Source organism: Streptomyces sp. DT224 (genome assembly GCF_049844595.1).
GTDB lineage: Bacteria > Actinomycetota > Actinomycetes > Streptomycetales > Streptomycetaceae > Streptomyces.
This window is the reverse complement of record NZ_JBNCLI010000007.1, coordinates 126724-149499: the sequence shown is the minus strand read 5'-3', so window position 1 is coordinate 149499 and position 22776 is coordinate 126724. Positions and strand designations below refer to the sequence as shown.

20 protein-coding genes are annotated in these 22776 nt (G+C 71.5%); 14 read left to right on the top strand and 6 right to left on the bottom strand.

Annotated elements, in window-relative coordinates; translation table 11 throughout:
- Nucleotides 1-357: 357 nt before the first annotated feature.
- Entirely contained in the window at nt 358-786 is a 429-nt protein-coding gene (locus ACLQ2N_RS18970; protein ID WP_425814477.1) for a Rieske (2Fe-2S) protein, read from the top strand.
- Between the two features lie 37 nt (nt 787-823).
- On the opposite strand, the gene ACLQ2N_RS18965 is transcribed toward ACLQ2N_RS18970, so the two are convergent.
- Nucleotides 824-1750, bottom strand: coding sequence for a hypothetical protein (locus ACLQ2N_RS18965; RefSeq protein ID WP_425814475.1), 927 nt, complete (start codon nt 1748-1750; stop codon nt 824-826).
- Between the two features lie 226 nt (nt 1751-1976).
- Here ACLQ2N_RS18965 and ACLQ2N_RS18960 point away from each other — a divergent pair, with 226 nt between their 5' ends.
- From ACLQ2N_RS18960 to pgi, 12 genes are all read left to right on the top strand, one after another.
- A complete protein-coding gene (locus tag ACLQ2N_RS18960; RefSeq protein ID WP_425814473.1) occupies nt 1977-2627 on the top strand; it encodes a papain-like cysteine protease family protein in 651 nt (216 codons plus the stop codon).
- Between the two features lie 4 nt (nt 2628-2631).
- Nucleotides 2632-3495: a hypothetical protein gene (locus ACLQ2N_RS18955; RefSeq protein ID WP_425814471.1), complete on the top strand. Its 864-nt coding sequence runs from the start codon at nt 2632-2634 to the stop codon at nt 3493-3495.
- A gap of 115 nt (nt 3496-3610) precedes the next feature.
- Nucleotides 3611-5653 (top strand): excinuclease ABC subunit UvrC, encoded by a 2043-nt coding sequence (gene uvrC, locus ACLQ2N_RS18950; RefSeq protein ID WP_425814469.1) that lies wholly within the window; start codon nt 3611-3613, stop codon nt 5651-5653.
- On the top strand, nt 5650-6624 hold the full coding sequence (rapZ, locus tag ACLQ2N_RS18945) for an RNase adapter RapZ (RefSeq protein ID WP_425814467.1): 975 nt from the start codon (nt 5650-5652) through the stop codon (nt 6622-6624). The genes uvrC and rapZ overlap by 4 nt, the downstream gene beginning before the upstream one ends.
- Nucleotides 6621-7655: a gluconeogenesis factor YvcK family protein gene (locus ACLQ2N_RS18940; protein ID WP_425814465.1), complete on the top strand. Its 1035-nt coding sequence runs from the start codon at nt 6621-6623 to the stop codon at nt 7653-7655. Before rapZ ends, ACLQ2N_RS18940 begins: the two co-directional genes overlap by 4 nt.
- Nucleotides 7646-8635, top strand: a complete 990-nt coding sequence (whiA, locus tag ACLQ2N_RS18935; protein WP_018104603.1) for a DNA-binding protein WhiA — start codon at nt 7646-7648, stop codon at nt 8633-8635. The genes ACLQ2N_RS18940 and whiA overlap by 10 nt, the downstream gene beginning before the upstream one ends.
- Before the next feature lie 260 nt (nt 8636-8895).
- The gene (gap, locus tag ACLQ2N_RS18930; RefSeq protein ID WP_073968324.1) at nt 8896-9906 is read left to right on the top strand and encodes a type I glyceraldehyde-3-phosphate dehydrogenase; all 1011 of its coding nucleotides are present in this window, start codon (nt 8896-8898) and stop codon (nt 9904-9906) included.
- A 111-nt stretch (nt 9907-10017) separates the two neighbouring features.
- Nucleotides 10018-11229: a phosphoglycerate kinase gene (locus ACLQ2N_RS18925; protein WP_425814463.1), complete on the top strand. Its 1212-nt coding sequence runs from the start codon at nt 10018-10020 to the stop codon at nt 11227-11229.
- Between the two features lie 6 nt (nt 11230-11235).
- A complete protein-coding gene (gene tpiA, locus ACLQ2N_RS18920) occupies nt 11236-12012 on the top strand; it encodes a triose-phosphate isomerase (RefSeq protein WP_425814461.1) in 777 nt (258 codons plus the stop codon).
- Between the two features lie 110 nt (nt 12013-12122).
- Entirely contained in the window at nt 12123-12359 is a 237-nt protein-coding gene (gene secG, locus ACLQ2N_RS18915) for a preprotein translocase subunit SecG (protein WP_018104607.1), read from the top strand.
- A 109-nt stretch (nt 12360-12468) separates the two neighbouring features.
- Nucleotides 12469-12804 carry an RNA polymerase-binding protein RbpA gene (locus ACLQ2N_RS18910; RefSeq protein WP_073864697.1) on the top strand — a complete coding sequence of 112 codons (336 nt, stop codon included), beginning with the start codon at nt 12469-12471 and terminating at the stop codon, nt 12802-12804.
- Between the two features lie 161 nt (nt 12805-12965).
- Complete coding sequence (gene pgi, locus ACLQ2N_RS18905; RefSeq protein WP_425815009.1) at nt 12966-14618, top strand: glucose-6-phosphate isomerase; 1653 nt, start codon at nt 12966-12968, stop codon at nt 14616-14618.
- 76 nt (nt 14619-14694) lie between these two features.
- Here the strand turns inward: pgi and pgl are convergent, their stop codons facing one another.
- From pgl to tkt, 5 genes are read right to left on the bottom strand one after another with little or no spacing between them, the layout of a single operon-like run.
- Nucleotides 14695-15480, bottom strand: a complete 786-nt coding sequence (pgl, locus tag ACLQ2N_RS18900; RefSeq protein ID WP_425814458.1) for a 6-phosphogluconolactonase — start codon at nt 15478-15480, stop codon at nt 14695-14697.
- Complete coding sequence (gene opcA, locus ACLQ2N_RS18895) at nt 15477-16499, bottom strand: glucose-6-phosphate dehydrogenase assembly protein OpcA (protein WP_425814456.1); 1023 nt, start codon at nt 16497-16499, stop codon at nt 15477-15479. Before opcA ends, pgl begins: the two co-directional genes overlap by 4 nt.
- Nucleotides 16496-18028, bottom strand: coding sequence for a glucose-6-phosphate dehydrogenase (zwf, locus tag ACLQ2N_RS18890; RefSeq protein WP_425814454.1), 1533 nt, complete (start codon nt 18026-18028; stop codon nt 16496-16498). Before zwf ends, opcA begins: the two co-directional genes overlap by 4 nt.
- A 5-nt stretch (nt 18029-18033) precedes the next feature.
- On the bottom strand, nt 18034-19152 hold the full coding sequence (gene tal, locus ACLQ2N_RS18885; RefSeq protein WP_425814452.1) for a transaldolase: 1119 nt from the start codon (nt 19150-19152) through the stop codon (nt 18034-18036).
- A gap of 34 nt (nt 19153-19186) precedes the next feature.
- The gene (gene tkt, locus ACLQ2N_RS18880; RefSeq protein ID WP_425814450.1) at nt 19187-21274 is read right to left on the bottom strand and encodes a transketolase; all 2088 of its coding nucleotides are present in this window, start codon (nt 21272-21274) and stop codon (nt 19187-19189) included.
- Between the two features lie 446 nt (nt 21275-21720).
- Between tkt and ACLQ2N_RS18875 the strand changes: the two genes are divergently transcribed.
- A complete protein-coding gene (locus ACLQ2N_RS18875) occupies nt 21721-22674 on the top strand; it encodes a heme o synthase (RefSeq protein ID WP_164401355.1) in 954 nt (317 codons plus the stop codon).
- Nucleotides 22675-22776 lie beyond the last annotated feature (102 nt).

The following is a 22776-nucleotide window of genomic DNA, read 5'->3' as shown; positions in this document are numbered from 1 at the left end:
GCGGGCCGGCCCCGCCGGGGCGACCACGCCCCCGCCCAATCCGCGGGCCGGCGGGGGCCGGGGCGCCCCCGGGCACTGGGGGGGGGCGGGGGGGGCCCCCCCGCGGGGGGCCGCCGCCTCGCCGCGTTCCGCCCCGGCCGTCCCCTGCCCGGCCGGCCGAGGGCGGCCACGACCGGCCCGCGCGCGGGAGCGTCCGGACCTGCGCGAGTCCATCGAGCGCGGCGACTTCACGACCGGCCCGCGCGCGGGAGCGTCCGTCTCCGCCGGTATCGTCGGTTACGTCACCGATGCCGCGGCCACCCCCCGGGCAGCTCCGGCACGGTTTCCCGATCTGACCGCCCGACCCGTGGAGACCGCATGTCCGGCCAGCCCGCCGCCCGCCGCACCGTGCTGAAGGGCGCCGCTCTCGCGGGCGTCGCCGGGCTGGGAGCCGCCGCCTGCTCGACCGACTCGAAGCTCGGCCACGCCCAGACGCCGACCCCCACCGCCCCCGTCGAGCTCGGCGCGCCCGACGAGATCCCCGTCGGCCAGTCCAAGCTCTACCGCGAGCAGCGCGTCGTCGTCGCCTGCCCGGCCAAGGGGGAGTTCAAGGCGTTCAGCGCCCAGTGCACCCACGCCGGCTGCCTGCTGGACAAGGTCGAGAAGAACGAGGGCCACTGCCCCTGCCACGGCAGCCGCTTCGACACCACGACCGGCAAGGCGGTGCACGGCCCCGCGACCGTGCCGCTGCCCGCCGTCCCGGTCCGGGTCGAGGGCGGGAAGCTGATCGCGGGCCCGGACGCCTGAGCCGGCCCCGGCCCCGCTTCCCGCCCCGCCCGCGGACCTACTCCCAGTCCCAGTCGATCCCCACCAGCCCCGGCCGCACCCCCTGCTCCACCAGATGCACGGTCCGGTGCCGGCCCGTCAGCGTGAGCTCCGCCCGGGCGCCCCGGGGCGCCCCCGCCGACGCCTGCGCGAAGCTCCGGCACCGCACCGGCAGCGCCTCCTCGGCGAAGCCGACCTGGAGCACGTACTGCCCGCCGCCGAAGGTGAAGCCGCGCATGTACTCGCCGCAGGGCCCGCCCGTGCCGTCCTCGAAGCCGTAGCCGAAGAGGTACGTGTCGCCCGCCCGCAGCCGGGTGTCGAACAGCAGCTCGGCGACCAGCACGCCCGTCTCACGGTCCCAGCGGACCCGGCCCCTCCGGCAGTTCTCCCGGGCGCTCACCGCCACCCGCGCCGGATCGCACCCCGGGTCCCCGACGTACACCGCGAGATAGCGGTCGATCCCGTCCCGGTGGGCACGCACCACGTGCTGGGAGGTCCGCCGCTGCATCCGGCGCCCCGGCCCGATCCGTACCCGCTCCTGGTGGCCCACCGTGTGCAGCCCGCCGTCCGCCGGTGACTCCAGCCCCGCGAGCAGCCGCTCCACGGCCCCTGAGGTGTCCACCAGCGAGCGGAACGTGCGCGCGGGCGGGCGCTCCGTGTCCGGGCGGGCCTCCTCGGCGTCCAGAAGGCCGAGCAGCGAGCCCGGTGGCAGGGCGAGCACCTCCTCCAGGGCCTTCACGGCGCGCAGCGACTCCGGGCGCTGCGGGCGGCGGGCGCCCTGCTGCCAGTAACTCAGGCTGGTCACCCCGAGCTTGATCCCCCTGTGCGCCAGATGGTGCCGGACCCGCTGAAGCGGCAGCCCGCGCACCGACAGCGCGGTGCGCAGGGCCAGGTGGAACGGTCCGGTGTGCAGCACCTGCGCCAGTTCGGCCTCGGTGTGCCGCATGGATCCTCCAGGTGAACGTTCACGCCGGCCGGGCCCGGGGTCCCGCCGGCGGGGGCCGGTCCGCAGGTGACCGGGGGCGCGCGTTCACACCTCGGCCCCGGGCGTTCACACCGCGGTGTTCACCCGCATTCAAGCGTGTTGACCCGTCCCCGACAACGGTTGATGCTCCTCCACAGCGTCCGGACGCGCTCCTCACAACCCCCACCCCCGCCCCGGGAGGAACGCCATGCGCCACACAGGAACCAGGCCGGCCCGGCTGCCGGTGGCAGCCGTACTGGCCGCCCTGCTGCTCGCCGTCCCCACGGCGACCGCCACCGCCGCCGACCAGCCCCGCACCGCCACCGCCTCCGTCCAGGCCGCCGACCGGACCGCGTCCGCCCCGACGGCCGCCCTCGCCGCCACCAGGCGGCTGAACATCACCATGCAGGCGCAGCAGAAGACCAACTGGTGCTGGGCGGCGTCCGGCAACACCATCGCCACCTGGTACGGCCGCAACTACAGCCAGAACCAGTTCTGCAACGCCGCCTTCGGCCGCGCCCAGGGCTACGAGTGCCCCAACTCGCAGGCCGCCCTCGACAACGTGCAGAACGCCCTGTACTGGGCGGGCATCAACCCCGGCTCGTACGTCAGCGGCTGGCTGCGCTACTCCACCGTGCAGACCGAGATAGCCGCCGGACGCCCGGTCGAGACCCGCATCCAGTGGTCGTCGGGCGGCGGCCACATGCACGTCCTGTACGGCTACGACGACGCCGACAGCCTCGTCTACTGGGGCGACCCCTGGCCCTCCAGCAACCGCTACAACTGGGCGTCGCACGCCTGGTACGTGAACAACAGCGAGTTCTCCTGGACCCACTCGCTCTGCCGGATCGGGGCGTGACGCCATGACCTCCACCAGCCCCCGGCCCGTCCGTCGCTCCCTCGCCGCCGCCCTGGCCGCCACCGGTGTCCTCGCCGGCACGGCCCTGCTCACCGCAGCCCCCCAGGCGGCCGCCGCCGAAGGTCCCCAGGCCGGTCCCGCCGCCCTGGCCGCGGCCCACGAGGCGGCCACCGACGCCACCACCCTGAACATCCTGTCCCGGTTCTTCGCCCGCGAGGGCGCCGTCACCGAGAAGGCCGCCGCACCCCGCATCGAGGGCCGGGCCGTGCCCGTGCGCACCCTGTCCGCCGAGTTCGTCGCGGGCGAGCAGGGCGCCCCCGTCGCCTCCCTCGACTACCTGGCCAGCACCGCCGTCTCCTCGGACGGGCAGAAGGCGTCGCTCTGGACGCTGCCGGCACCCGGCAAGGACGGTGAGATGCAGGTGGTGAACATCGCCACCGGCGACGACGAGGCCCGCTACACCGAGGCGGGCGCCCGCAAGCTGCCCGGCGGCATCGTCTTCCACGAGCCCCAGATCGACGCCTGGTACGTGCAGAAGGGCGACCGGGTCCTCCCGCTCGACCGGGACGCCGTCCGGGCGGTCGGCAAGCGGGGGACGACCCTCTCCGCCTACCGCACCCGGGTCCACGCCGCCTACGCGGACAAGCTCCCCGGCTCCGCGTACGCCCGCAAGGGCGAGGCCGGCGGCTACGGGCCCGTGGCGAAGCCCGCCGGCGGGACGGGGTCCGGCCCCGCCATCGCCGCCACCGCCACCACCGGGACCGCCCTGACCGCAGGCTCCACCGCGGCCGCCGGGGGCGCCGCCGCCGTACTCGCCCTGTGCGGCGTCACCGCCCTGCGCCTGAGGAGCCGCCGCCGGACCGGGTGACCCGCCCGGCCCCATCGACCCCGCGCTCCGGGACAGGTGCTCCCCACCCCTGCCCCGGAGCGCGGCGCCATCCGCGCACCCCGCGCTGTCACCGGCCGCAAGTAGGGTGGGGAGCATGGCAGACCCCTCCAGCTACCGCCCCAAGCCGGGACAGATCCCCGACTCCCCGGGGGTCTACAAATTCCGCGACGAACACCGCCGGGTGATCTACGTCGGCAAGGCCAAGAGCCTGCGCCAGCGCCTGGCCAACTACTTCCAGGACCTCTCCGGCCTCCACCCGCGTACGCGCACGATGGTGACCACGGCCGCCTCCGTGGAGTGGACGGTCGTCGCCACAGAGGTCGAGGCGCTCCAGCTGGAGTACTCCTGGATCAAGGAGTTCGACCCCCGGTTCAACGTCAAGTACCGCGACGACAAGAGCTATCCCTACCTGGCGGTCACGCTCAACGAGGAGTTCCCCCGCGTCCAGGTGATGCGCGGCGCCAAGAAGAAGGGCGTGCGCTACTTCGGTCCGTACGGGCACGCCTGGGCGATCCGCGAGACGGTCGACCTGATGCTCCGCGTCTTCCCCGTCCGCACCTGCTCCGCCGGAGTCTTCAAGAACGCCGCGCGGACCGGCCGCCCCTGCCTCCTCGGCTACATCGGCAAGTGCTCGGCCCCCTGCGTCGGCCGCGTCACCCCCGAGGAGCACCGCGAACTGGCCGACGACTTCTGCGACTTCATGGCCGGCCGCACCGGCACCTACATCCGCCGCCTGGAGAAGGACATGATGGCGGCCGCCGAGGAGATGGAGTACGAGCGGGCCGCGCGGCTGCGCGACGACGTCGAGGCCCTGAAGCGCGCGATGGAGAAGAGCGCCGTCGTCCTCGCCGACGCCACCGACGCCGACCTCATCGCGGTCGCCGAGGACGAGCTGGAGGCCGCCGTCCAGATCTTCCACGTGCGCGGCGGCCGGGTCCGCGGCCAGCGCGGCTGGGTCACCGACAAGGTGGAGAACGTCGACACGTCCGGCCTCGTGGAGCACGCCCTCCAGCAGCTGTACGGCGAGGAGAGCGGCGACGCCGTCCCCAAGGAGGTCCTGGTCCCGGCCCTGCCCGAGGACCCGGCGGCGGTCTCCCAGTGGCTCGCGGACCGGCGCGGGTCCCAGGTCAGCCTGCGCATCCCGCAGCGCGGCGACAAGAAGGACCTGATGGTCACCGTCCAGCGCAACGCCCAGCAGGCGCTCGGACTGCATAAGACCAAGCGCGCCTCCGACCTCACCACCCGTTCCCGGGCGCTGGAGGAGATCGCCGGGGCCCTGGGCCTGGACACCGCCCCGCTGCGCATCGAGTGCTTCGACATCTCCCACCTCCAGGGCGACGACGTCGTCGCCTCCATGGTGGTCTTCGAGGACGGCCTCGCCCGCAAGGGGGAGTACCGCCGCTTCCAGATCAAGGGCTTCGAGGGCCAGGACGACGTCCGCTCGATGCACGAGGTGATCAGCCGCCGCTTCCGCCGCTACCTCCACGAGAAGGAGCGCACCGGCGAGTGGGAGGAGACCCCGGCGCCCACCGGTCCCGTCCCGGCGGTCCCGGGCGACGGCGACGGCGCGGGGGACGTTCCGGCCGCCGGGGAGCCCCGTGAGGACGACGGCCGCCCCAAGCGGTTCGCGTACCCGCCGCAGCTCCTCGTCGTGGACGGCGGGCAGCCGCAGGTCGCCGCCGCCAAGCGGGCCCTGGACGAGCTGGGCATCGACGACATCGCGGTCTGCGGCCTCGCCAAGCGCCTCGAAGAGGTCTGGCTGCCCGATGACGACGACCCGGTGGTCCTGCCCCGCTCCAGCGAGGGCCTGTACCTCCTCCAGCGCGTCCGCGACGAGGCGCACCGCTTCGCCATCACCTACCAGCGCGCCAAGCGGGCCAAGCGCATCCGCGCCAGCCCGCTGGACGCCGTCCCCGGCCTCGGGGGCACCCGGAAGCAGGCCCTGATCAAGCATTTCGGCTCCGTCAAGAAGCTGAGGCAGGCGACAATCGAGGAGATCTGCGAGGTTCCCGGGATAGGCCGCAGGACAGCGGAGTCCGTGGCCGTCGCCCTCGCGGCGGCCGCCCCGGCCGCACCCGCCGTGAACACGGCCACAGGAGAGATCATGGAAGAGGACGACGGGGGCAGCACGACATGACCGAGCACGAACAGACCGAGCACGAACACGGGCACGACCGCACGGACCGAGCAGACGGAGCAGCACACGTGAGTACCGGCACCCCGACCGAGACGGGCGACGCCGCCGCGGCCATCCCGGAGCTGGTGATCATCTCCGGCATGTCCGGCGCCGGGCGCAGCACCGCGGCCAAGTGTCTGGAGGACCTCGGCTGGTTCGTCGTGGACAACCTGCCGCCCGCGCTGATCCCCACCATGGTGGAGCTCGGCGCCCGCTCCCAGGGCAACGTGGCCCGGATCGCCGTCGTGGTCGACGTGCGGGGCCGCCGCTTCTTCGACAACCTGCGCGAATCCCTCGCCGACCTGGACGCCAAGGGCGTCACCCGCCGGGTGGTCTTCCTGGAGTCCTCCGACGACGCGCTGGTCCGCCGCTTCGAGTCGGTCCGCCGCCCCCACCCGCTCCAGGGCGACGGCCGCATCGTGGACGGCATCGCCGCCGAGCGCGACCTGCTGCGCGAGCTGCGCGGCGACGCCGACCTGGTGATCGACACCTCCAGCCTCAACGTCCACGAGCTGCGCGCCAAGATGGACGCCCAGTTCGCCGGCGACGAGGAGCCGGAGCTGCGCGCCACCGTGATGTCGTTCGGCTTCAAGTACGGCCTGCCGGTCGACGCCGACCTGGTGGTCGACTGCCGCTTCCTGCCGAACCCGCACTGGGTGCCGGAGCTGCGCCCCTTCACCGGACTCAACGAGGAGGTCTCCTCGTACGTCTTCGACCAGCCCGGCGCCAAGGAATTCCTCAACCAGTACACCGAACTGCTCCAGCTCGTCGCCGCGGGCTACCGCCGCGAGGGCAAGCGCTATGTGACCATCGCGGTGGGCTGCACGGGCGGCAAGCACCGCTCGGTGGCCATGTCCGAGAAGCTGGCGGCCCGGCTCGCCACGGAGGGGATCGAGACCGTGCTCGTACACAGGGACATGGGGCGCGAGTGACCAGTCGCAATCTGCGCCTGCGCCGGCTGCGGGGCACCTCGCCCGCACTCTCCGTGCGCAAGCGCGGCGCCCAGCCCAAGGTCGTCGCCCTCGGCGGCGGCCGGGGCCTGTCGGCCTCCCTCACCGCGCTGCGCCGGATCACCGGCGACCTGACCGCCGTGGTCACCGTCGCCGACGACGGCGGCTCCAGCGGGCGGCTGCGCGAGGAGCTGGGCGTGCTGCCCCCGGGCGACCTGCGCAAGGCGCTGGCCGCCCTGTGCGGCGACGACGACTGGGGCCAGACCTGGGCCCAGGTCATCCAGCACCGCTTCCAGTCCAAGGGCGACCTGCACGAGCACGCGGTCGGCAATCTGCTGATCGTCGCCCTCTGGGAGCAGCTGGGCGACCACGTCCAGGCCCTGGACCTGGTGGGCAAGCTGCTCGGCGCGCACGGCCGGGTGCTGCCCATGTCCGCCGTGCCGCTGGAGCTCCAGGCCCTCGTCAAGGGCCACGACCCGGACCGCCCGGAGGACGTGGACACCGTGCGCGGCCAGGCGACCGTCGCCCTCACCCCGGGGGAGGTGCAGTCCGTGCACCTGGTCCCGGCCGACCCGCCGGCCGTCCCCGAGGCGGTCACCGCCGTCCGGGACGCGGACTGGGTGGTCCTCGGCCCCGGCTCCTGGTTCTCCTCGGTCATCCCGCACCTGCTCGTCCCCGAACTGCTCGACGCGCTGATCGAGACGAAGGCCCGCAAGGTCCTCTCGCTGAACCTCGCACCGCAGCCCGGTGAAACAGAAGGCTTCTCACCGCAGCGTCATTTGGAGGTTTTGGGACGACACGCCCCTAAACTCGCCCTGGACGTGGTGCTGGCCGACGAGGCCGCCGTGCCCGACCGCGAGTCCCTCGCCGACGCAGCCAAACGGCTCGGTGCCGCGGTCGAGCTGGCGCCCGTGGCCTCACCCGACGGCGTTCCGATCCATGATCCGGAGCTGTTGGCCGCCGCGTACGACCGTATTTTTCGGATGCATGGAAGGATCGGCCCATGGCGATGACGCCGGCGGTGAAGGACGAAGTCTCCCGGCTTCCCGTGACCCGGACCTGCTGCAGGAAGGCAGAGGTCTCGGCGATTCTCCGGTTCGCGGGCGGCCTCCACCTGGTGAGCGGCCGGATCGTGATCGAGGCGGAGCTGGACACCGCGATGGCGGCGCGCCGGCTCAAGCGGGACATCCTGGAGATCTTCGGGCACAGCTCGGAGCTCATCGTGATGGCCCCCGGCGGGCTGCGGCGCGGCTCGCGCTACGTCGTACGGGTGGTGGCGGGCGGCGACCAGCTGGCGCGCCAGACCGGGCTCGTCGACGGCCGGGGCCGCCCCATCCGCGGCCTGCCCCCGCAGGTGGTCTCGGGGGCCACCTGCGACGCGGAGGCGGCCTGGCGCGGCGCCTTCCTGGCGCACGGCTCGCTCACCGAGCCCGGCCGCTCCTCCTCGCTGGAGGTGACCTGCCCGGGCCCCGAGGCCGCGCTCGCCCTGGTCGGCGCCGCCCGCCGGCTCTCCATCGCCGCGAAGGCCCGCGAGGTGCGCGGGGTGGACCGGGTCGTCGTCCGCGACGGCGACGCGATCGGCGCCCTGCTCACCCGGCTCGGCGCCCATGAGTCGGTGCTGGCCTGGGAGGAGCGCCGGATGCGCCGCGAGGTCCGGGCCACCGCCAACCGCCTCGCCAACTTCGACGACGCGAACCTGCGCCGCTCCGCCCGGGCCGCGGTCGCCGCGGGTGCCCGGGTCGGCCGAGCCCTGGAGATCCTGGGCGAGGAGGTCCCGGAGCACCTGGCGGCGGCCGGGCGGCTGCGCATGGAGCACAAGCAGGCGTCGCTGGAGGAGCTGGGGGCCCTCGCCGACCCGCCGCTGACCAAGGACGCGGTCGCGGGCCGCATCCGCCGGCTCCTCGCGATGGCCGACAAGCGCGCCCAGGACCTGGGCATCCCCGGCACGGAATCCACTCTCAGCGAAGAGCTGGCCGACGGCCTGGTCGGCTGAGCGGGGCCCGCGGCCCGCGCCCCGGAAGGGGAACGGCCCGTCGGCCCGCGGCCGTTGACGCTGCGTAATCGCCGCGGGGAAGGCCGCCCGGCGCCCGGAGGCCCGTACCCCTACTGGGGAGTACGGGCCTTCCGCGCTCTTTCCGGCCCCGCTCGATGTCACCCCGGCGGCTCCGGAGAGGTAGGGTCGGAGGCGGTCGGGGACATCCCATACAACTCGCCGGCGTCGAAAACCGGCGTACCTAACGAGGAGATCGGTTCGTGACGATCCGCGTAGGCATCAACGGCTTTGGCCGCATCGGTCGTAACTACTTCCGCGCGCTGCTGGAGCAGGGTGCGGACATCGAGATCGTGGCTGTCAACGACCTGGGTGACACCGCGACCACGGCCCACCTGCTGAAGTACGACACCATCCTGGGTCGTCTGAAGGCAGAGGTCAGCCACACCGCCGACACCATCACCGTCGACGGCCACACCATCAAGGTGCTCTCCGAGCGCAACCCGGCCGACATCCCCTGGGGTGAGCTGGGCGTCGACATCGTCATCGAGTCGACCGGCATCTTCACCAAGAAGGCCGACGCCGAGAAGCACATCGCCGGTGGCGCGAAGAAGGTCCTCATCTCGGCTCCGGCCAAGGACGAGGACATCACCATCGTGATGGGCGTCAACCAGGACAAGTACGACGCGGCCAACCACCACGTCATCTCCAACGCGTCCTGCACGACCAACTGCGTCGCCCCGATGGCCAAGGTTCTGGACGAGAACTTCGGCATCGTCAAGGGCCTCATGACGACGGTCCACGCGTACACCAACGACCAGCGCATCCTGGACTTCCCGCACTCGGACCTGCGCCGCGCCCGCGCCGCCGCCGAGAACATCATCCCGACCACGACCGGCGCCGCCAAGGCGACCGCCCTGGTCCTGCCGCAGCTCAAGGGCAAGCTCGACGGCATCGCGATGCGCGTCCCGGTCCCGACCGGCTCGGCCACCGACCTGGTCGTGACCCTCCAGCGCGAGGTCACCAAGGACGAGGTCAACGCCGCGTTCAAGAAGGCCGCCGACGACGGCGACCTCAAGGGCATCCTGTACTACACCGAGGACCCGATCGTGTCCTCGGACATCGTCAGCGACCCGGCGTCCTGCACCTTCGACTCCTCCCTGACGATGGTCCAGGAGGGCAACACGGTGAAGATCCTCGGCTGGTACGACAACGAGTGGGGCTACTCCAACCGTCTCGTCGACCTCACCGTCTTCGTCGGCGGCCAGCTCTGAGCACCGCCGCACCGGCAGGCATCTCGATGTGAGCACGGGGCTCGAACAGCGCGACGCTGCGCTGTTCGAGCCCCCTCGCATGCTCACTCGTCCTCCAAGGAGTCCAGACAGATGAAGACGATCGACGCACTTCTCGCCGAAGGGGTCGCCGGCAAGCGGGTATTCGTCCGCGCCGACCTCAACGTGCCGCTCAGCGGCACCGCCATCACCGACGACGGCCGCATCCGCGCCGTCACCCCGACCGTCCGCAAGCTGGCCGAGGCCGGCGCCCGGGTCGTCGTCGCCTCGCACCTGGGCCGCCCCAAGGGCGCCCCGGACCCGGCGTTCTCGCTGGCCCCCGCCGCCACCCGGCTCGGCGAACTGCTCGGCGCCGACGTGGCGTTCGCGACCGACACGGTCGGCGAGTCCGCCCGCGCCACGGTCGCCGCGCTCACCGACGGCCAGGTCGCCGTCATCGAGAACCTGCGCTTCAACGCCGGCGAGACGTCCAAGGACGACGCCGAGCGCGGCGCGTTCGCCGACCAGTTGGCCGAGCTGGCCGACCTGTACGTGGGCGACGGCTTCGGCGCCGTGCACCGCAAGCACGCGTCGGTCTTCGACCTCCCGGCCCGCCTCCCGCACGCGGCCGGCGATCTCATCGCCACCGAGGTCGGCGTCCTGAAGAAGCTCACCGAGGACGTCCGGCGCCCCTACGCGGTGGTCCTCGGCGGCGCGAAGGTCTCCGACAAGCTGGGCGTCATCGACCACCTGCTGGAGCGCGCCGACCGCATCCTCATCGGGGGCGGCATGGCGTACACCTTCCTCAAGGCCCAGGGTCACGAGGTCGGCAGCTCGCTGCTCCAGGAGGACCAGATCCCGGCGGTCCAGGAGTACCTGCGACGCGCCGAGGCGAAGGGCGTGGAGTTCGTGCTCCCCGTCGACGTCGTCGTCGCACCCGCCTTCCCGGACCTGAAGACCAAGGCCCCGGCCCACCCGGAGACCGTCGCCGCCGACGCCATGCCGGCCGGGCAGATGGGCCTGGACAACGGCCCGGAGACCAACAAGCTCTACGCATCGAAGCTCGCCGACGCGGCCACCGTCTTCTGGAACGGCCCGATGGGCGTCTTCGAGCACCCCGACTTCGCCGAGGGCACCCGGGCCGTCGCCCAGGCCCTCGTCGACTCCTCGGGCTTCAGCGTGGTCGGCGGTGGCGACTCCGCCGCCGCGGTCCGCATCCTGGGCTTCGACGAGAACGCGTTCGGACACATCTCGACCGGTGGCGGTGCCAGCCTCGAATACCTCGAGGGCAAGACGCTTCCCGGCCTCGCCGCTCTGGAGGACTGACCTTTCATGACCACCCGCACCCCGCTGATGGCGGGCAACTGGAAGATGAACCTCAACCACCTCGAGGCCATCGCACACGTCCAGAAGCTCGCCTTCGCCCTGGCCGACAAGGACTACGACGCCGTAGAGGTCGCCGTCCTGCCGCCCTTCACCGACCTGCGCTCCGTGCAGACGCTGGTCGACGGCGACAAGCTGAAGATCAAGTACGGCGCCCAGGACATCTCGGCGCACGACTCCGGCGCGTACACCGGTGAGATCTCCGGCCCCATGCTCGCCAAGCTGAAGTGCACCTTCGTCGCCGTCGGCCACAGCGAGCGCCGCCAGTACCACGGCGAGACCGACGAGGTCTGCAACGCCAAGGTGAAGGCCGCGTACAAGCACGGCCTGACCCCGATCCTCTGCGTCGGTGAGGGCCTGGACGTCCGCAAGGCCGGTGAGCAGGTCGCGTACACCCTCGCGCAGCTCGACGGCGCCCTGAAGGACATCCCGGCCGAGCAGGCCGAGTCCATCGTGATCGCCTACGAGCCGGTCTGGGCCATCGGCACCGGCGAGGTCGCCACCCCGGAGGACGCGCAGGAGGTCTGCGGTGCGATCCGCGTCCGCCTCGCCGAGCTGTACTCGCAGGAGCTGGCCGACGCGGTCCGCATCCAGTACGGCGGCTCGGTCAAGTCCGGCAACGTCGCCGCGATCATGGCCCAGCCCGACGTCGACGGCGCCCTGATCGGCGGCGCGGCGCTCGACGCGGACGAGTTCGTCAAGATCGTCCGCTTCCGCGACCAGTGAGTATGCGGTAGCGCGGATCCGTCGTACCCTTGCGGGGGCCGGGGAGGGCAGCCTCCCGGCCCCCGTTGTTCGCACACGCAGTCGGTATTTCCGGAAAGTAGGGACCAGCCGTGATTCTGGGGTTCGAGATCGCCCTGATCGTCTTCAGCCTGCTGCTGATGCTGCTGGTGCTCATGCACAAGGGCAAGGGCGGCGGTCTCTCCGACATGTTCGGTGGCGGCATGCAGTCCTCCGTCGGCGGCTCCTCGGTCGCCGAACGCAACCTCGACCGCATCACCGTCGTGGTCGGCCTGGGCTGGTTCGCGTGCATCGTGGTGCTTGGTCTGCTCATCAAGCTCGACAACTGACCCGTCGTACGCGTTTCCCGGTGACGGTGTAACTCCTTCCCCTGGACGCGCGTTGGGCCTTACGTAGACTGGGGCATCCTCGAGCACCATCACGCAGGGAGTTACGACCGTGGCAAGTGGCAACGCGATCCGGGGAAGCCGGGTCGGGGCGGGGCCGATGGGGGAGGCCGAGCGCGGCGAGTCCGCGCCACGGCTCCGCATCTCCTTCTGGTGCTCGAACGGGCACGAGACGCAGCCCAGTTTCGCCCATGACGCGCAGGTACCGGACACCTGGGACTGCCCCCGCTGCGGTTTCCCGGCCGGCCAGGACCCGGAGAGCCCGCCCGACCCGCCGCGCACCGAACCGTACAAGACGCACCTCGCGTACGTACGCGAGCGCCGCAGCGACGCGGACGGCGAGGCGATCCTCGCCGAGGCCCTGGCGAAACTGCGCGGCGAGATCTGAGGACGTTCACCGGCCGGACACCCCCTGGGTGCCCGGCCGGAATACTTCCTCAGGCCGACCTCGTGCCGCAGCCTGCCGCTGTCACGTCCGGCCGCCTGATCAATTAGGTTGGAGGGGCAGCGGGGAACTGCGGTTACGAGAGAAGTGGGCTGATGTCCGGGATGAACGCAACTAGCCGTACCAGGCTCAACCAGACGCCGGAATGGGCGGCGCTGGGAAAGCACCGTGAGCAGCTCGGGGCGACCGGTCTGCGCCAGCTGTTCGCGGACGACCCGGAGCGCGGCACCGGGTACACCCTGCGGGTCGGCGACCTGCACCTCGACTACTCCAAGCACCTCGTCACCGACGAGACGCTGACGCTCCTGCGCGAACTCGCCGCGGCGACCGACGTGTTCGGGCTGCGTGACGCCATGTTTCGCGGCGACAGGATCAACACCACCGAGGACCGGGCGGTCCTGCACACCGCGCTGCGCGCGCCGCGTGACGCCGTCGTCGAGGTCGACGGCGAGAACGTCGTGCCCGGCGTGCACGCGGTGCTCGACAAGATGACGGCGTTCTCCGACCGCGTCAGGTCGGGGGAGTGGACCGGTCACACCGGCAAGCCCATCAAGAACATCGTCAACATCGGCATCGGCGGTTCGGACCTGGGCCCCGCCATGGCGTACGAGGTGCTGCGCTCCTTCACGGACCGCTCGCTCACCTTCCGCTTCGTCTCGAACGTGGACGGGGCCGATCTGCACGAGGCCGTCCGCGACCTCGACCCGGCCGAGACGCTGTTCATCATCGCGTCGAAGACCTTCACCACGATCGAGACGATCACCAACGCCACCTCCGCCCGCAATTGGCTGCTCACCGGCCTGGGGGCCGGTCAGGAGGCCGTCGCCAAGCACTTCGTGGCGCTGTCGACCAACGCCGAGAAGGTCGCGGACTTCGGCATCGACACGGCCAACATGTTCGAGTTCTGGGACTGGGTCGGCGGCCGCTACTCGTACGACTCCGCCATCGGCCTCTCGCTGATGATCGCCATCGGCCCGGACCGGTTCCGCGAGATGCTGGACGGCTTCCACCTCGTGGACGAGCACTTCCGCACCGCCCCCGCCGAGGAGAACGCCCCGCTCCTGCTCGGCCTGCTGGGCGTCTGGTACGGCGCGTTCTTCGACGCCCAGTCGCACGCGGTGCTGCCCTACAGCCACTACCTGTCCAAGTTCACCGCGTACCTCCAGCAGCTGGACATGGAGTCCAACGGCAAGTCCGTGGACCGCGACGGCAACCCCGTCGACTGGCAGACCGGACCGGTCGTCTGGGGCACCCCCGGCACCAACGGCCAGCACGCCTACTACCAGCTGATCCACCAGGGTACGAAGGTGATCCCGGCCGACTTCATCGGCTTCGCGCAGCCGGTCGAGGACCTGCTGCCCGGGCTGGTCGCCCAGCACGACCTGCTGATGGCCAACTTCTTCGCCCAGACCCAGGCCCTGGCCTTCGGCAAGACGCCGGACGAGGTGCGCGCCGAGGGCGTCCCCGAGGAGCTGGTGGCGCACAAGACGTTCCGGGGCGACCACCCCACGACGACGATCCTCGCCGACCGGCTCACCCCGTCCGTGCTCGGCCAGCTGATCGCGCTGTACGAGCACAAGGTCTTCGTCCAGGGCGCGATCTGGAACATCGACTCCTTCGACCAGTGGGGCGTCGAGCTCGGCAAGGTCCTCGCCAAGAAGATCGAGCCCGTCCTGACCGAGGGCAAGGGCGGCGAGCAGCTGGACAGCTCCACCGCCGCGCTGGTCTCCACCTACCGCGAGCTGCGCGGGCGCTGAGCCCCGCCTGAACGCCCACGGGCCCGGTTCACTCCTCGGAGCGGACCGGGCCCGTGGGCGTTCAGGCGGGGACCTGTCAGGCGGACGCCGGGGGATACAGGGCGCGCGGGAGGCGGGAGGCCGCCGCCGCGTCCAGCAGCCACAGCGTGCGGGCGCGGCCGTACGCACCGGCCGCCGGCGCCTGGATCTCGCCGGCCCCGGACAGGGCGATCGCGACCGCCTCCGCCTTGTCCTCGCCCGCGGCCAGCAGCCACACCTCGCGCGCCGCCCGGATGGCGGGGAGCGTCAGCGAGACCCGGACCGGCGGCGGCTTGGGCGCACCGTGCACACCGACGACGGTGCGCTCGGTCTCCCGCACCCCGGGCAGTTCCGGGAAGAGCGAGGCGACGTGCGTGTCCGGGCCGACGCCCAGCATCAGCACGTCGAACTCCGGCACCGGTCCGTGGTCCTGGGGCGCGGCGGCCGCCGCCAGCTCGGCCGCGTACCCGGCGGCCGCGGCGTCGGCGTCCGGGCCGTAGGGGCCGTCCGACGCCGGCATCACGTGCACCCGCGAGGGGTCCAGGGGCACGGAGTCCAGCAGCGCCTCGCGGGCCTGCGTGACGTTGCGCTCCGGGTCGCCCTCCGGCAGGAACCGCTCGTCGCCCCACCACAGGTCGAGCCGCGACCAGTCGACCGCGTCCCGGGCGGGCGCGGCGGCGAGCGCGGCCAGCAGGCCGTTGCCGTTGCGCCCGCCGGTCAGCACCACCGAGGCGTCTCCGCGCGCGGCCTGGGCGTCCACGATCTTCGTGATCAGCCGGGCCGCGGCGGCCTGGGCCATCAGCTCCTTGTCGCGGTGCACGACGAGCTGCGGGACTCCGGTCACTTGGCCGCCGCCTTCTTCGCCGGGGCGGCCTTCTTCGCGGCGGGAGCCTTGTCGGAGGCCGGGGCGGGTGCCTTGGCCGACTCGCCGGAACCCGCCTGGTGGAGGCGGTCCAGGCCGAACTTCACGGTCGACTCGTAGATGTTGTCCGGGTCCAGGCGCCGCAGCTCCTCCGCGAGGAGCTCCGCCGTCTCGCGGCGCTTGAGCGCCACCGCGCGGTCCGGCTGACCCACCATGCAGAGCGTGGCGAGCGAGCCGTCGGCCCGGTCCAGGACGATGTCGCCGTTCTTCGTGGCCATCCGGACGGCCGTCAGACCGGGGCCGCCGGACGTGGTGCGCTCCACCGGGACCCCGAGCCGGTCCGCGAGCCACATGGCCAGCAGCTCGCAGCTCGGGTTGTCCGACTCGCCCTCGACCGTGGCCGAGACGACCTCCGCCGGCTGCTGGTCGAGCGCGGCGGCCAGCATCGAACGCCACGGTGTGATGCGCGTCCACGCCAGGTCCGTGTCACCGGGCCGGTACGTGTCGGCGCGCACCCCCAGCTCGTCGAGCGGGTGCTCGGCCGAGTAGGTGTCGGTGATCCGGCGCTGGGCCAGCGCGCCGAGCGCGTCCTTCGCCGGGTCGGCGGGGGAGTCCTGCGGCCACCACACCACCACCGGGGCGTCCGGCAGCAGCAGCGGCAGGACGACCGACTGGGCGTGGTTGGCCAGCTCGCCGTGGAGCCGGAGCACCACGGTCTCGCCGGAGCCCGAGTCGGAGCCGACCCGGATCTCGGCGTCGAGCCGCGCGTCGCGGCGGGCGCGCGGCGAACGGCTGAGCCGTTTGATGACGGCGATGATCCGCGAGGGGTGCTCCCGCGAGGAGTCGCTCGCCGCCTTCAGCGCGTCGTAGGCGTTCTCCTCGTCGGTGACGATGACGAGGGTGAGGACCATCCCGATCGCCGGGGCGCCCACCGCGCGCCGGGCCGAGACGAGCGCCTGGTTGATCTTGCTGGACGTGGTTTCCGTGAGATCGATCTTCATGGCCGGCGCCAGCTCCGTCCGTCGCGTGCGAGCATCTCGTCCGCCTCGGCCGGACCCCAGGTGCCGGCCGGGTACTGGGCGGGCTTGCCGTGCTTGTCCCAGTACTCCTCGATCGGGTCGAGGATGTTCCAGGAGAGCTCGACCTCCTGGTGGCGCGGGAAGAGGTTGGCGTCGCCGAGCAGGACGTCGAGGATGAGCCGCTCGTACGCCTCCGGGCTGGACTCCGTGAAGGACTCGCCGTACGCGAAGTCCATCGTGACGTCCCGGACCTCCATCGAGGTGCCGGGCACCTTGGAGCCGAACCGCACGGTGACGCCCTCGTCCGGCTGTACCCGGATGACCAGGGCGTTGCCGCCCAGCTCCTCGGTGGCGCCGGACTCGAACGGCAGGTACGGGGCCCGCTTGAAGACGACCGCGATCTCCGTGACCCGGCGGCCGAGCCGCTTGCCGGTGCGCAGGTAGAACGGCACGCCCGCCCAGCGGCGGTTGTTGATCGTCAGCTTGATCGCGGCGAAGGTGTCGGTCTTCGACTTGGGGTCGATGCCGTCCTCCTCCAGATAGCCGAGGGCCTCCTCGCCGCCCTGCCAGGCGTGCGTGTACTGGCCGCGCACGGTGTGCTTGCCCAGGTCCTCGGGCAGCTCCACCGCTGTGAGCACCTTGAGCTTCTCGGCGACCAGGGCCTTCGGGTGGAAGGAGCCGGGCTCCTCCATCGCGGTCAGCGCGAGCAGCTGGAGCAGGTGGTTCTGGATGACGTCGCGGGCGGCGCCGATGCCGTCGTAGTAACCGGCCCGGCCGCCGATGCCGATGTCCTCGGCCATCGTGATCTGCACGTGGTCGACGTAGCTGCGGTTCCAGATCGGCTCGAACATCGTGTTGGCGAAGCGGAGCGCCAGGATGTTCTGGACGGTCTCCTTGCCGAGGTAGTGGTCGATCCGGAAGACCTCGTTCGGCGGGAAGACGTCGTGCACGATCTGGTTGAGCTCCTGCGCGCTCTTCAGGTCGTGACCGAACGGCTTCTCGATGACGGCGCGGCGCCAGCTGCCCTCCTTCTGGTCGGCCAGCCCGTGCTTCTTGAGCTGCTGGACGACCTTGGGGAAGAACTTCGGCGGGACGGACAGGTAGAAGGCGAAGTTGCCGCCCGTACCCTGCGCCTTGTCCAGCTCCTCGATCGTGGCCCTGAGGGTCTCGAAGGCCACGTCGTCGTCGAAGTTGCCCTGCACGAAGCGCATGCCCTGGCTGAGCTGCTGCCAGACCTCTTCGCGGAAGGGGGTGCGGGAATGCTCCTTGACGGCGTCGTGGACGACCTGGGCGAAGTCCTCGTCCTCCCAGTCGCGGCGCGCGAAACCGATGAGCGAGAAGCCCGGCGGCAGCAGGCCGCGGTTGGCCAGGTCGTAGACGGCGGGCATCAGCTTTTTACGGGACAAATCGCCCGTGACGCCAAAGATGACCAGGCCCGACGGCCCCGCGATGCGCGGGAGCCGTCGGTCCTGGGCGTCACGGAGCGGGTTGGCTCCGGGAACACCAGACAAAGTGGTCAGCCCTTCGAGGGAGCGAGGCGCTGCAGCTCCGCCTCGGTCGACTTGAGCAGGTCGTTCCAGGCCGTCTCGAACTTCTCGACGCCCTCGTCCTCCAGCACCTGCACGACGTCGTCGTAGTCGACGCCGAGCTTCTTGATGGTGTCGAGGTCGGCACGGGCCTGGTCGTACGCACCGGCGACGGTGTTGCCGGTGATCTCTCCGTGGTCCGCCACCGCGTCCAGAGTCGCCTCCGGCATGGTGTTGACCGTGTTCGGCGCGACCAGGTCCACGACGTACAGGGTGTCCTTGAGGGCCGGGTCCTTCACGCCGGTCGAGGCCCACAGCGGACGCTGCTTGTTGGCGTGCGCCTTGTCCAGGGCGGCCCAGCGCTCACCGGCGAAGACCTCCTCGTACGCCTCGTAGGCCAGCCGGGCGTTGGCCAGGGCGGACTTGCCCTTCGCGGCCTTCGCCTCGTCGCCGCCGATGGCGTCCAGGCGCTTGTCGATCTCGGTGTCCACGCGGGACACGAAGAACGACGCCACCGAGTGGATCTTGGAGAGGTCCAGGCCCGCGGCCTTCGCCTTCTCCAGGCCCGCCAGGTAGGCGTCCATGACCGCGCGGTAGCGCTCCAGCGAGAAGATCAGCGTGACGTTGACGCTGATGCCACGGCCGATCGTCTCGGTGATCGCGGGCAGGCCCGCCTTGGTCGCCGGGATCTTGATCAGCGTGTTCGGGCGGTCCACCAGCCAGGCCAGCTGCTTGGCCTCGGCGACCGTGGCCGTCGTGTCGTGCGCCAGGCGCGGGTCGACCTCGATGGAGACCCGGCCGTCCTGGCCCTCCGTCGCGTCGAAGACCGGGCGCAGGATGTCGGCCGCGTCCCGGACGTCCGCGGTGGTGATCATGCGGATCGCTTCCTCGACGGTCACCTTGCGGGCGGCGAGGTCCGTGAGCTGCTGGTCGTAACCGTCGCCCTGCGAGATGGCCTTCTGGAAGATCGAGGGGTTGGTCGTGACCCCCACGACGTGGGACTGGTCGATCAGCTCGGCCAGGTTGCCCGAGGTGATCCGCTTGCGCGAGAGGTCGTCGAGCCAGATCGCCACGCCCTCGTCGGAGAGGCGCTTGAGTGCGTCTGTCATGGGAAATGCATCTCCTACTAGTCGTATACAGGCGTCAGCGCGTGGCGGCGGCGAGGGATTCCCGGGCGGCTGCGGCGACGTTCTCGCCGGTGAAGCCGAACTCGCGGAACAGGACCTTCGCGTCCGCCGAAGCGCCGAAGTGCTCCAGCGAGACGATCCGGCCGGCGTCCCCCACGTACCGGTACCAGGTCAGGGCGATGCCCGCCTCGACGGCCACACGCGCCTTGACCGACGGCGGCAGGACGGAGTCCTTGTAACCCTGTTCCTGCTCCTCGAACCACTCGACACACGGCATCGACACCACACGGGTCGGAATTCCGGCCGCCTGGAGCTCCTCGCGCGCCTCGACGGCGAGCTGCACCTCGGAGCCGGTACCGATCAGGACGACCTGCGGCGCGCCGCCCTCGGCCTCGAAGAGCACGTAGCCGCCCTTGGCCGCGTCCTCGTTCGCCTCGTACGTCGGCACACCCTGGCGGGTCAGCGCCAGACCGTGCGGGGCGCCCTCGCCGAACACCTTGGTGTAGCGGCGCAGGATCTCGCGCCAGGCGATGGCGGTCTCGTTGGCGTCGGCCGGGCGCACGACGTTGAGGCCCGGGATGGCGCGCAGCGAGGCCAGGTGCTCGACCGGCTGGTGGGTCGGGCCGTCCTCGCCGAGGCCGATCGAGTCGTGCGTCCACACGTAGGTCACCGGCAGGTGCATCAGCGCGGACAGGCGCACGGCGTTGCGCATGTAGTCGGAGAACACCAGGAAGGTGCCGCCGTAGATGCGCGTGTTGCCGTGCAGCGCGATGCCGTTCATGGCGGCGGCCATGGCGTGCTCGCGGATGCCGAAGTGGATCGTGCGGCCGTACGGGTCGGCCTCCGGCAGCGGGTTGCCCGCCGGGAGGAACGACGACGTCTTGTCGATCGTGGTGTTGTTCGAACCGGCCAGGTCGGCGGAGCCGCCCCACAGCTCGGGGATGATCCCGCCGAGCGCCTGGAGCACCTTGCCCGACGCGGCGCGGGTGGCGACGCCCTTGCCCGTCTCGAAGACCGGCAGGCTGTCCTCCCAGCCCTTGGGCAGCTCGCCCACGGCGATCCGGTCGAAGTCGGCGGCGCGCTCGGGGTTGGCGGCGCGCCAGGCGTCGAAGCCCTTCTGCCACTCGGCCTTCGCCTCGCGGCCCCGGTCCAGGGCGCGGCGGGTGTGCGCGATGACCTCGTCGGCGACGTCGAAGGACTTCTCCGGGTCGAAGCCGAGCACCTTCTTGGTCGCGGCGACCTCGTCGTCGCCGAGCGCCGAGCCGTGCGACGCCTCGGTGTTCTGGGCGTGCGGGGCGGGCCAGGCGATGATCGAGCGGGCCGCGATGAACGACGGGCGCTCGGTCTCGGCCTTGGCGGCCAGCAGCGCCCGGTAGAGGCCCTCGGGGTCCAGGTCGCCGTTGGGCAGCTGGTCGACGCGCTGGACGTGCCAGCCGTACGCCTCGTAGCGCTTGACGGTGTCCTCGGAGACCGCGGTCTCCGTGTCGCCCTCGATGGAGATGTGGTTGTCGTCCCACAGCAGGACCAGGTTGCCCAGCTTCTGGTGGCCGGCCAGCGAGGACGCCTCGGCCGAGATGCCCTCCTGGAGGCAGCCGTCACCGGCGACGACCCACACCATGTGGTCGAACGGGGAGGTGCCGGGGGCCGCCTCCGGGTCGAACAGACCGCGCTCGTAGCGGGCGGCCATGGCCATGCCCACGGCGTTGGCGACGCCCTGGCCCAGCGGCCCGGTCGTCGTCTCGACCCCGGTGGTGTGGCCGTACTCCGGGTGCCCAGGGGTCTTGGAGCCCCAGGTGCGGAACGACTTCAGGTCGTCCAGCTCCAGGCCGTAGCCGGCCAGGTAGAGCTGGATGTACAGGGTCAGGCTGCTGTGGCCCGCCGAGAGCACGAACCGGTCGCGGCCGGTCCAGTCCGCGTCCGCCGGGTCGTGCCGCATCACCTTCTGGAAGATGGTGTACGCGGCGGGAGCCAGGCTCATCGCCGTGCCCGGGTGGCCGTTTCCGACTTTCTGTACGGCGTCCGCGGCGAGGACGCGGACGGTGTCCACGGCCCGCTGGTCCAATTCGGTCCACTGGAGGTCTGTGGTGGTCGGCTTGGTGCTCACCCTGAGTCAGGGCTCCTCTCCAACTGTTGTAGACCGGTGACTGTGACCGCACCGGATGCTGTCGAGCCTACCCCCGTCCGTACCCGTGTTTTCCGGCTCCTACCAGGGTGCGGGCGGCCCGTGGAATCCGCCTCCCGTATGAGCGGAAGGGCTCACCGATGGGCTTCTCCGATGAGCGCGAGGACCCACTCCTGGGCGCTCCTAGGAGCGGCCTGGAGCGCGATTGCGAGGCCCCCGGAATCGGTCCGCGCGGACGCTGCGACACCAGTGCGTCACTCGTGCGTACGAGACGGCCCGCGGCCGGGCCGGGGCGGCCGTCCGCGCCACATCAACACGACCCCACCCCCGCGAAGGGCGGCCTGTCCCCAACGTCTACAGTGGTCGGGTTCGCGCAAGTCTTCACTGGGCCCTCACGCCCGGAGCTTGCTGGGATTTCTCTGTCAGGGGTGTGCGTGACGGCCGTCGAGTCCCGACCCGCAGGGGTCGCCTTGACTCCGAGCCCAGGGGGCCAACGCCCGTTCGGGGCCCGTGTCAAGGCATTCGTGGCACTGACCAAGCCTCGGATCATCGAGCTGTTGCTGATCACCACTGTTCCGGTGATGTTCCTGGCCGCTCAGGGTGTACCCGACCTGTGGCTCGTGCTCACTACCACCATCGGCGGCTATCTGTCCGCCGGCGGTGCCAATGCACTGAACATGTACATCGACCGCGACATCGACGCGCTGATGGACCGTACGTCGCAGCGCCCGCTGGTCACCGGCATGGTGAGCCCGCGCGAGTGCCTGGCCTTCGGCATCACCCTCGCGGTGGTCTCGACGGTCTGGTTCGGGCTGCTGGTCAACTGGCTGTCGGCGGCGCTGTCGCTGGGCGCCCTGCTCTTCTACGTCGTGATCTACACGATGCTGCTGAAGCGCCGCACCGCGCAGAACATCGTCTGGGGCGGCATCGCGGGCTGCATGCCGGTCCTCATCGGCTGGTCCGCCGTGACGAACGAGATGTCCTGGGCCGCGGTGATCCTCTTCGCCGTCATCTTCTTCTGGACGCCGCCGCACTACTGGCCGCTGTCGATGAAGGTCAAGGACGACTACGCGCGCGTCGGCGTCCCCATGCTCCCGGTCATCGCGTCCAACCGGGTGGTCGCCCGCCAGATCGTCGCCTACAGCTGGGTGATGGTCGCCGTGTCGCTGCTCCTCACCCCGCTGGGTTACACCGGCTGGTTCTACACGGCCGTGGCGCTGCTGACCGGCGGCTTCTGGCTCTGGGAGGCGCACGGGCTGCTCAGCCGGGCCAAGGCCGGGGTGACGGGCGCCAAGCTCAAGGAGATGCGGCTCTTCCACTGGTCGATCACCTATGTGTCGCTGCTCTTCGTGGCCGTGGCGGTGGATCCCTTCCTGCGGTAGAACCCCTGCTCCGTCCGACGGGCGGGGGGGGGGGGCCAAAACCCCCGACCCCCCCCCCCCCCCGGTTAATAAACACCCCGCGCCAACCAAGCCAGGGCCGAA

Bases quoted from the DNA above. Each gene is read 5' to 3' on its own strand.
- ACLQ2N_RS18960 (WP_425814473.1), top strand. From the start codon at position 1,977: ATGCGCCACACAGGAACCAGGCCGGCCCGGCTGCCGGTGGCAGCCGTA.
- ACLQ2N_RS18925 (WP_425814463.1), top strand. From the start codon at position 10,018: ATGAAGACGATCGACGCACTTCTCGCCGAAGGGGTCGCCGGCAAGCGG.
- ACLQ2N_RS18965 (WP_425814475.1), bottom strand. From the start codon at position 1,750: ATGCGGCACACCGAGGCCGAACTGGCGCAGGTGCTGCACACCGGACCG.
- uvrC (WP_425814469.1), top strand. From the start codon at position 3,611: ATGGCAGACCCCTCCAGCTACCGCCCCAAGCCGGGACAGATCCCCGAC.
- tal (WP_425814452.1), bottom strand. From the start codon at position 19,152: ATGACAGACGCACTCAAGCGCCTCTCCGACGAGGGCGTGGCGATCTGG.
- ACLQ2N_RS18955 (WP_425814471.1), top strand. From the start codon at position 2,632: ATGACCTCCACCAGCCCCCGGCCCGTCCGTCGCTCCCTCGCCGCCGCC.
- whiA (WP_018104603.1), top strand. From the start codon at position 7,646: ATGGCGATGACGCCGGCGGTGAAGGACGAAGTCTCCCGGCTTCCCGTG.
- pgi (WP_425815009.1), top strand. From the start codon at position 12,966: ATGAACGCAACTAGCCGTACCAGGCTCAACCAGACGCCGGAATGGGCG.
- opcA (WP_425814456.1), bottom strand. From the start codon at position 16,499: ATGAAGATCGATCTCACGGAAACCACGTCCAGCAAGATCAACCAGGCG.
- tpiA (WP_425814461.1), top strand. From the start codon at position 11,236: ATGACCACCCGCACCCCGCTGATGGCGGGCAACTGGAAGATGAACCTC.
- ACLQ2N_RS18970 (WP_425814477.1), top strand. From the start codon at position 358: ATGTCCGGCCAGCCCGCCGCCCGCCGCACCGTGCTGAAGGGCGCCGCT.
- rapZ (WP_425814467.1), top strand. From the start codon at position 5,650: ATGACCGAGCACGAACAGACCGAGCACGAACACGGGCACGACCGCACG.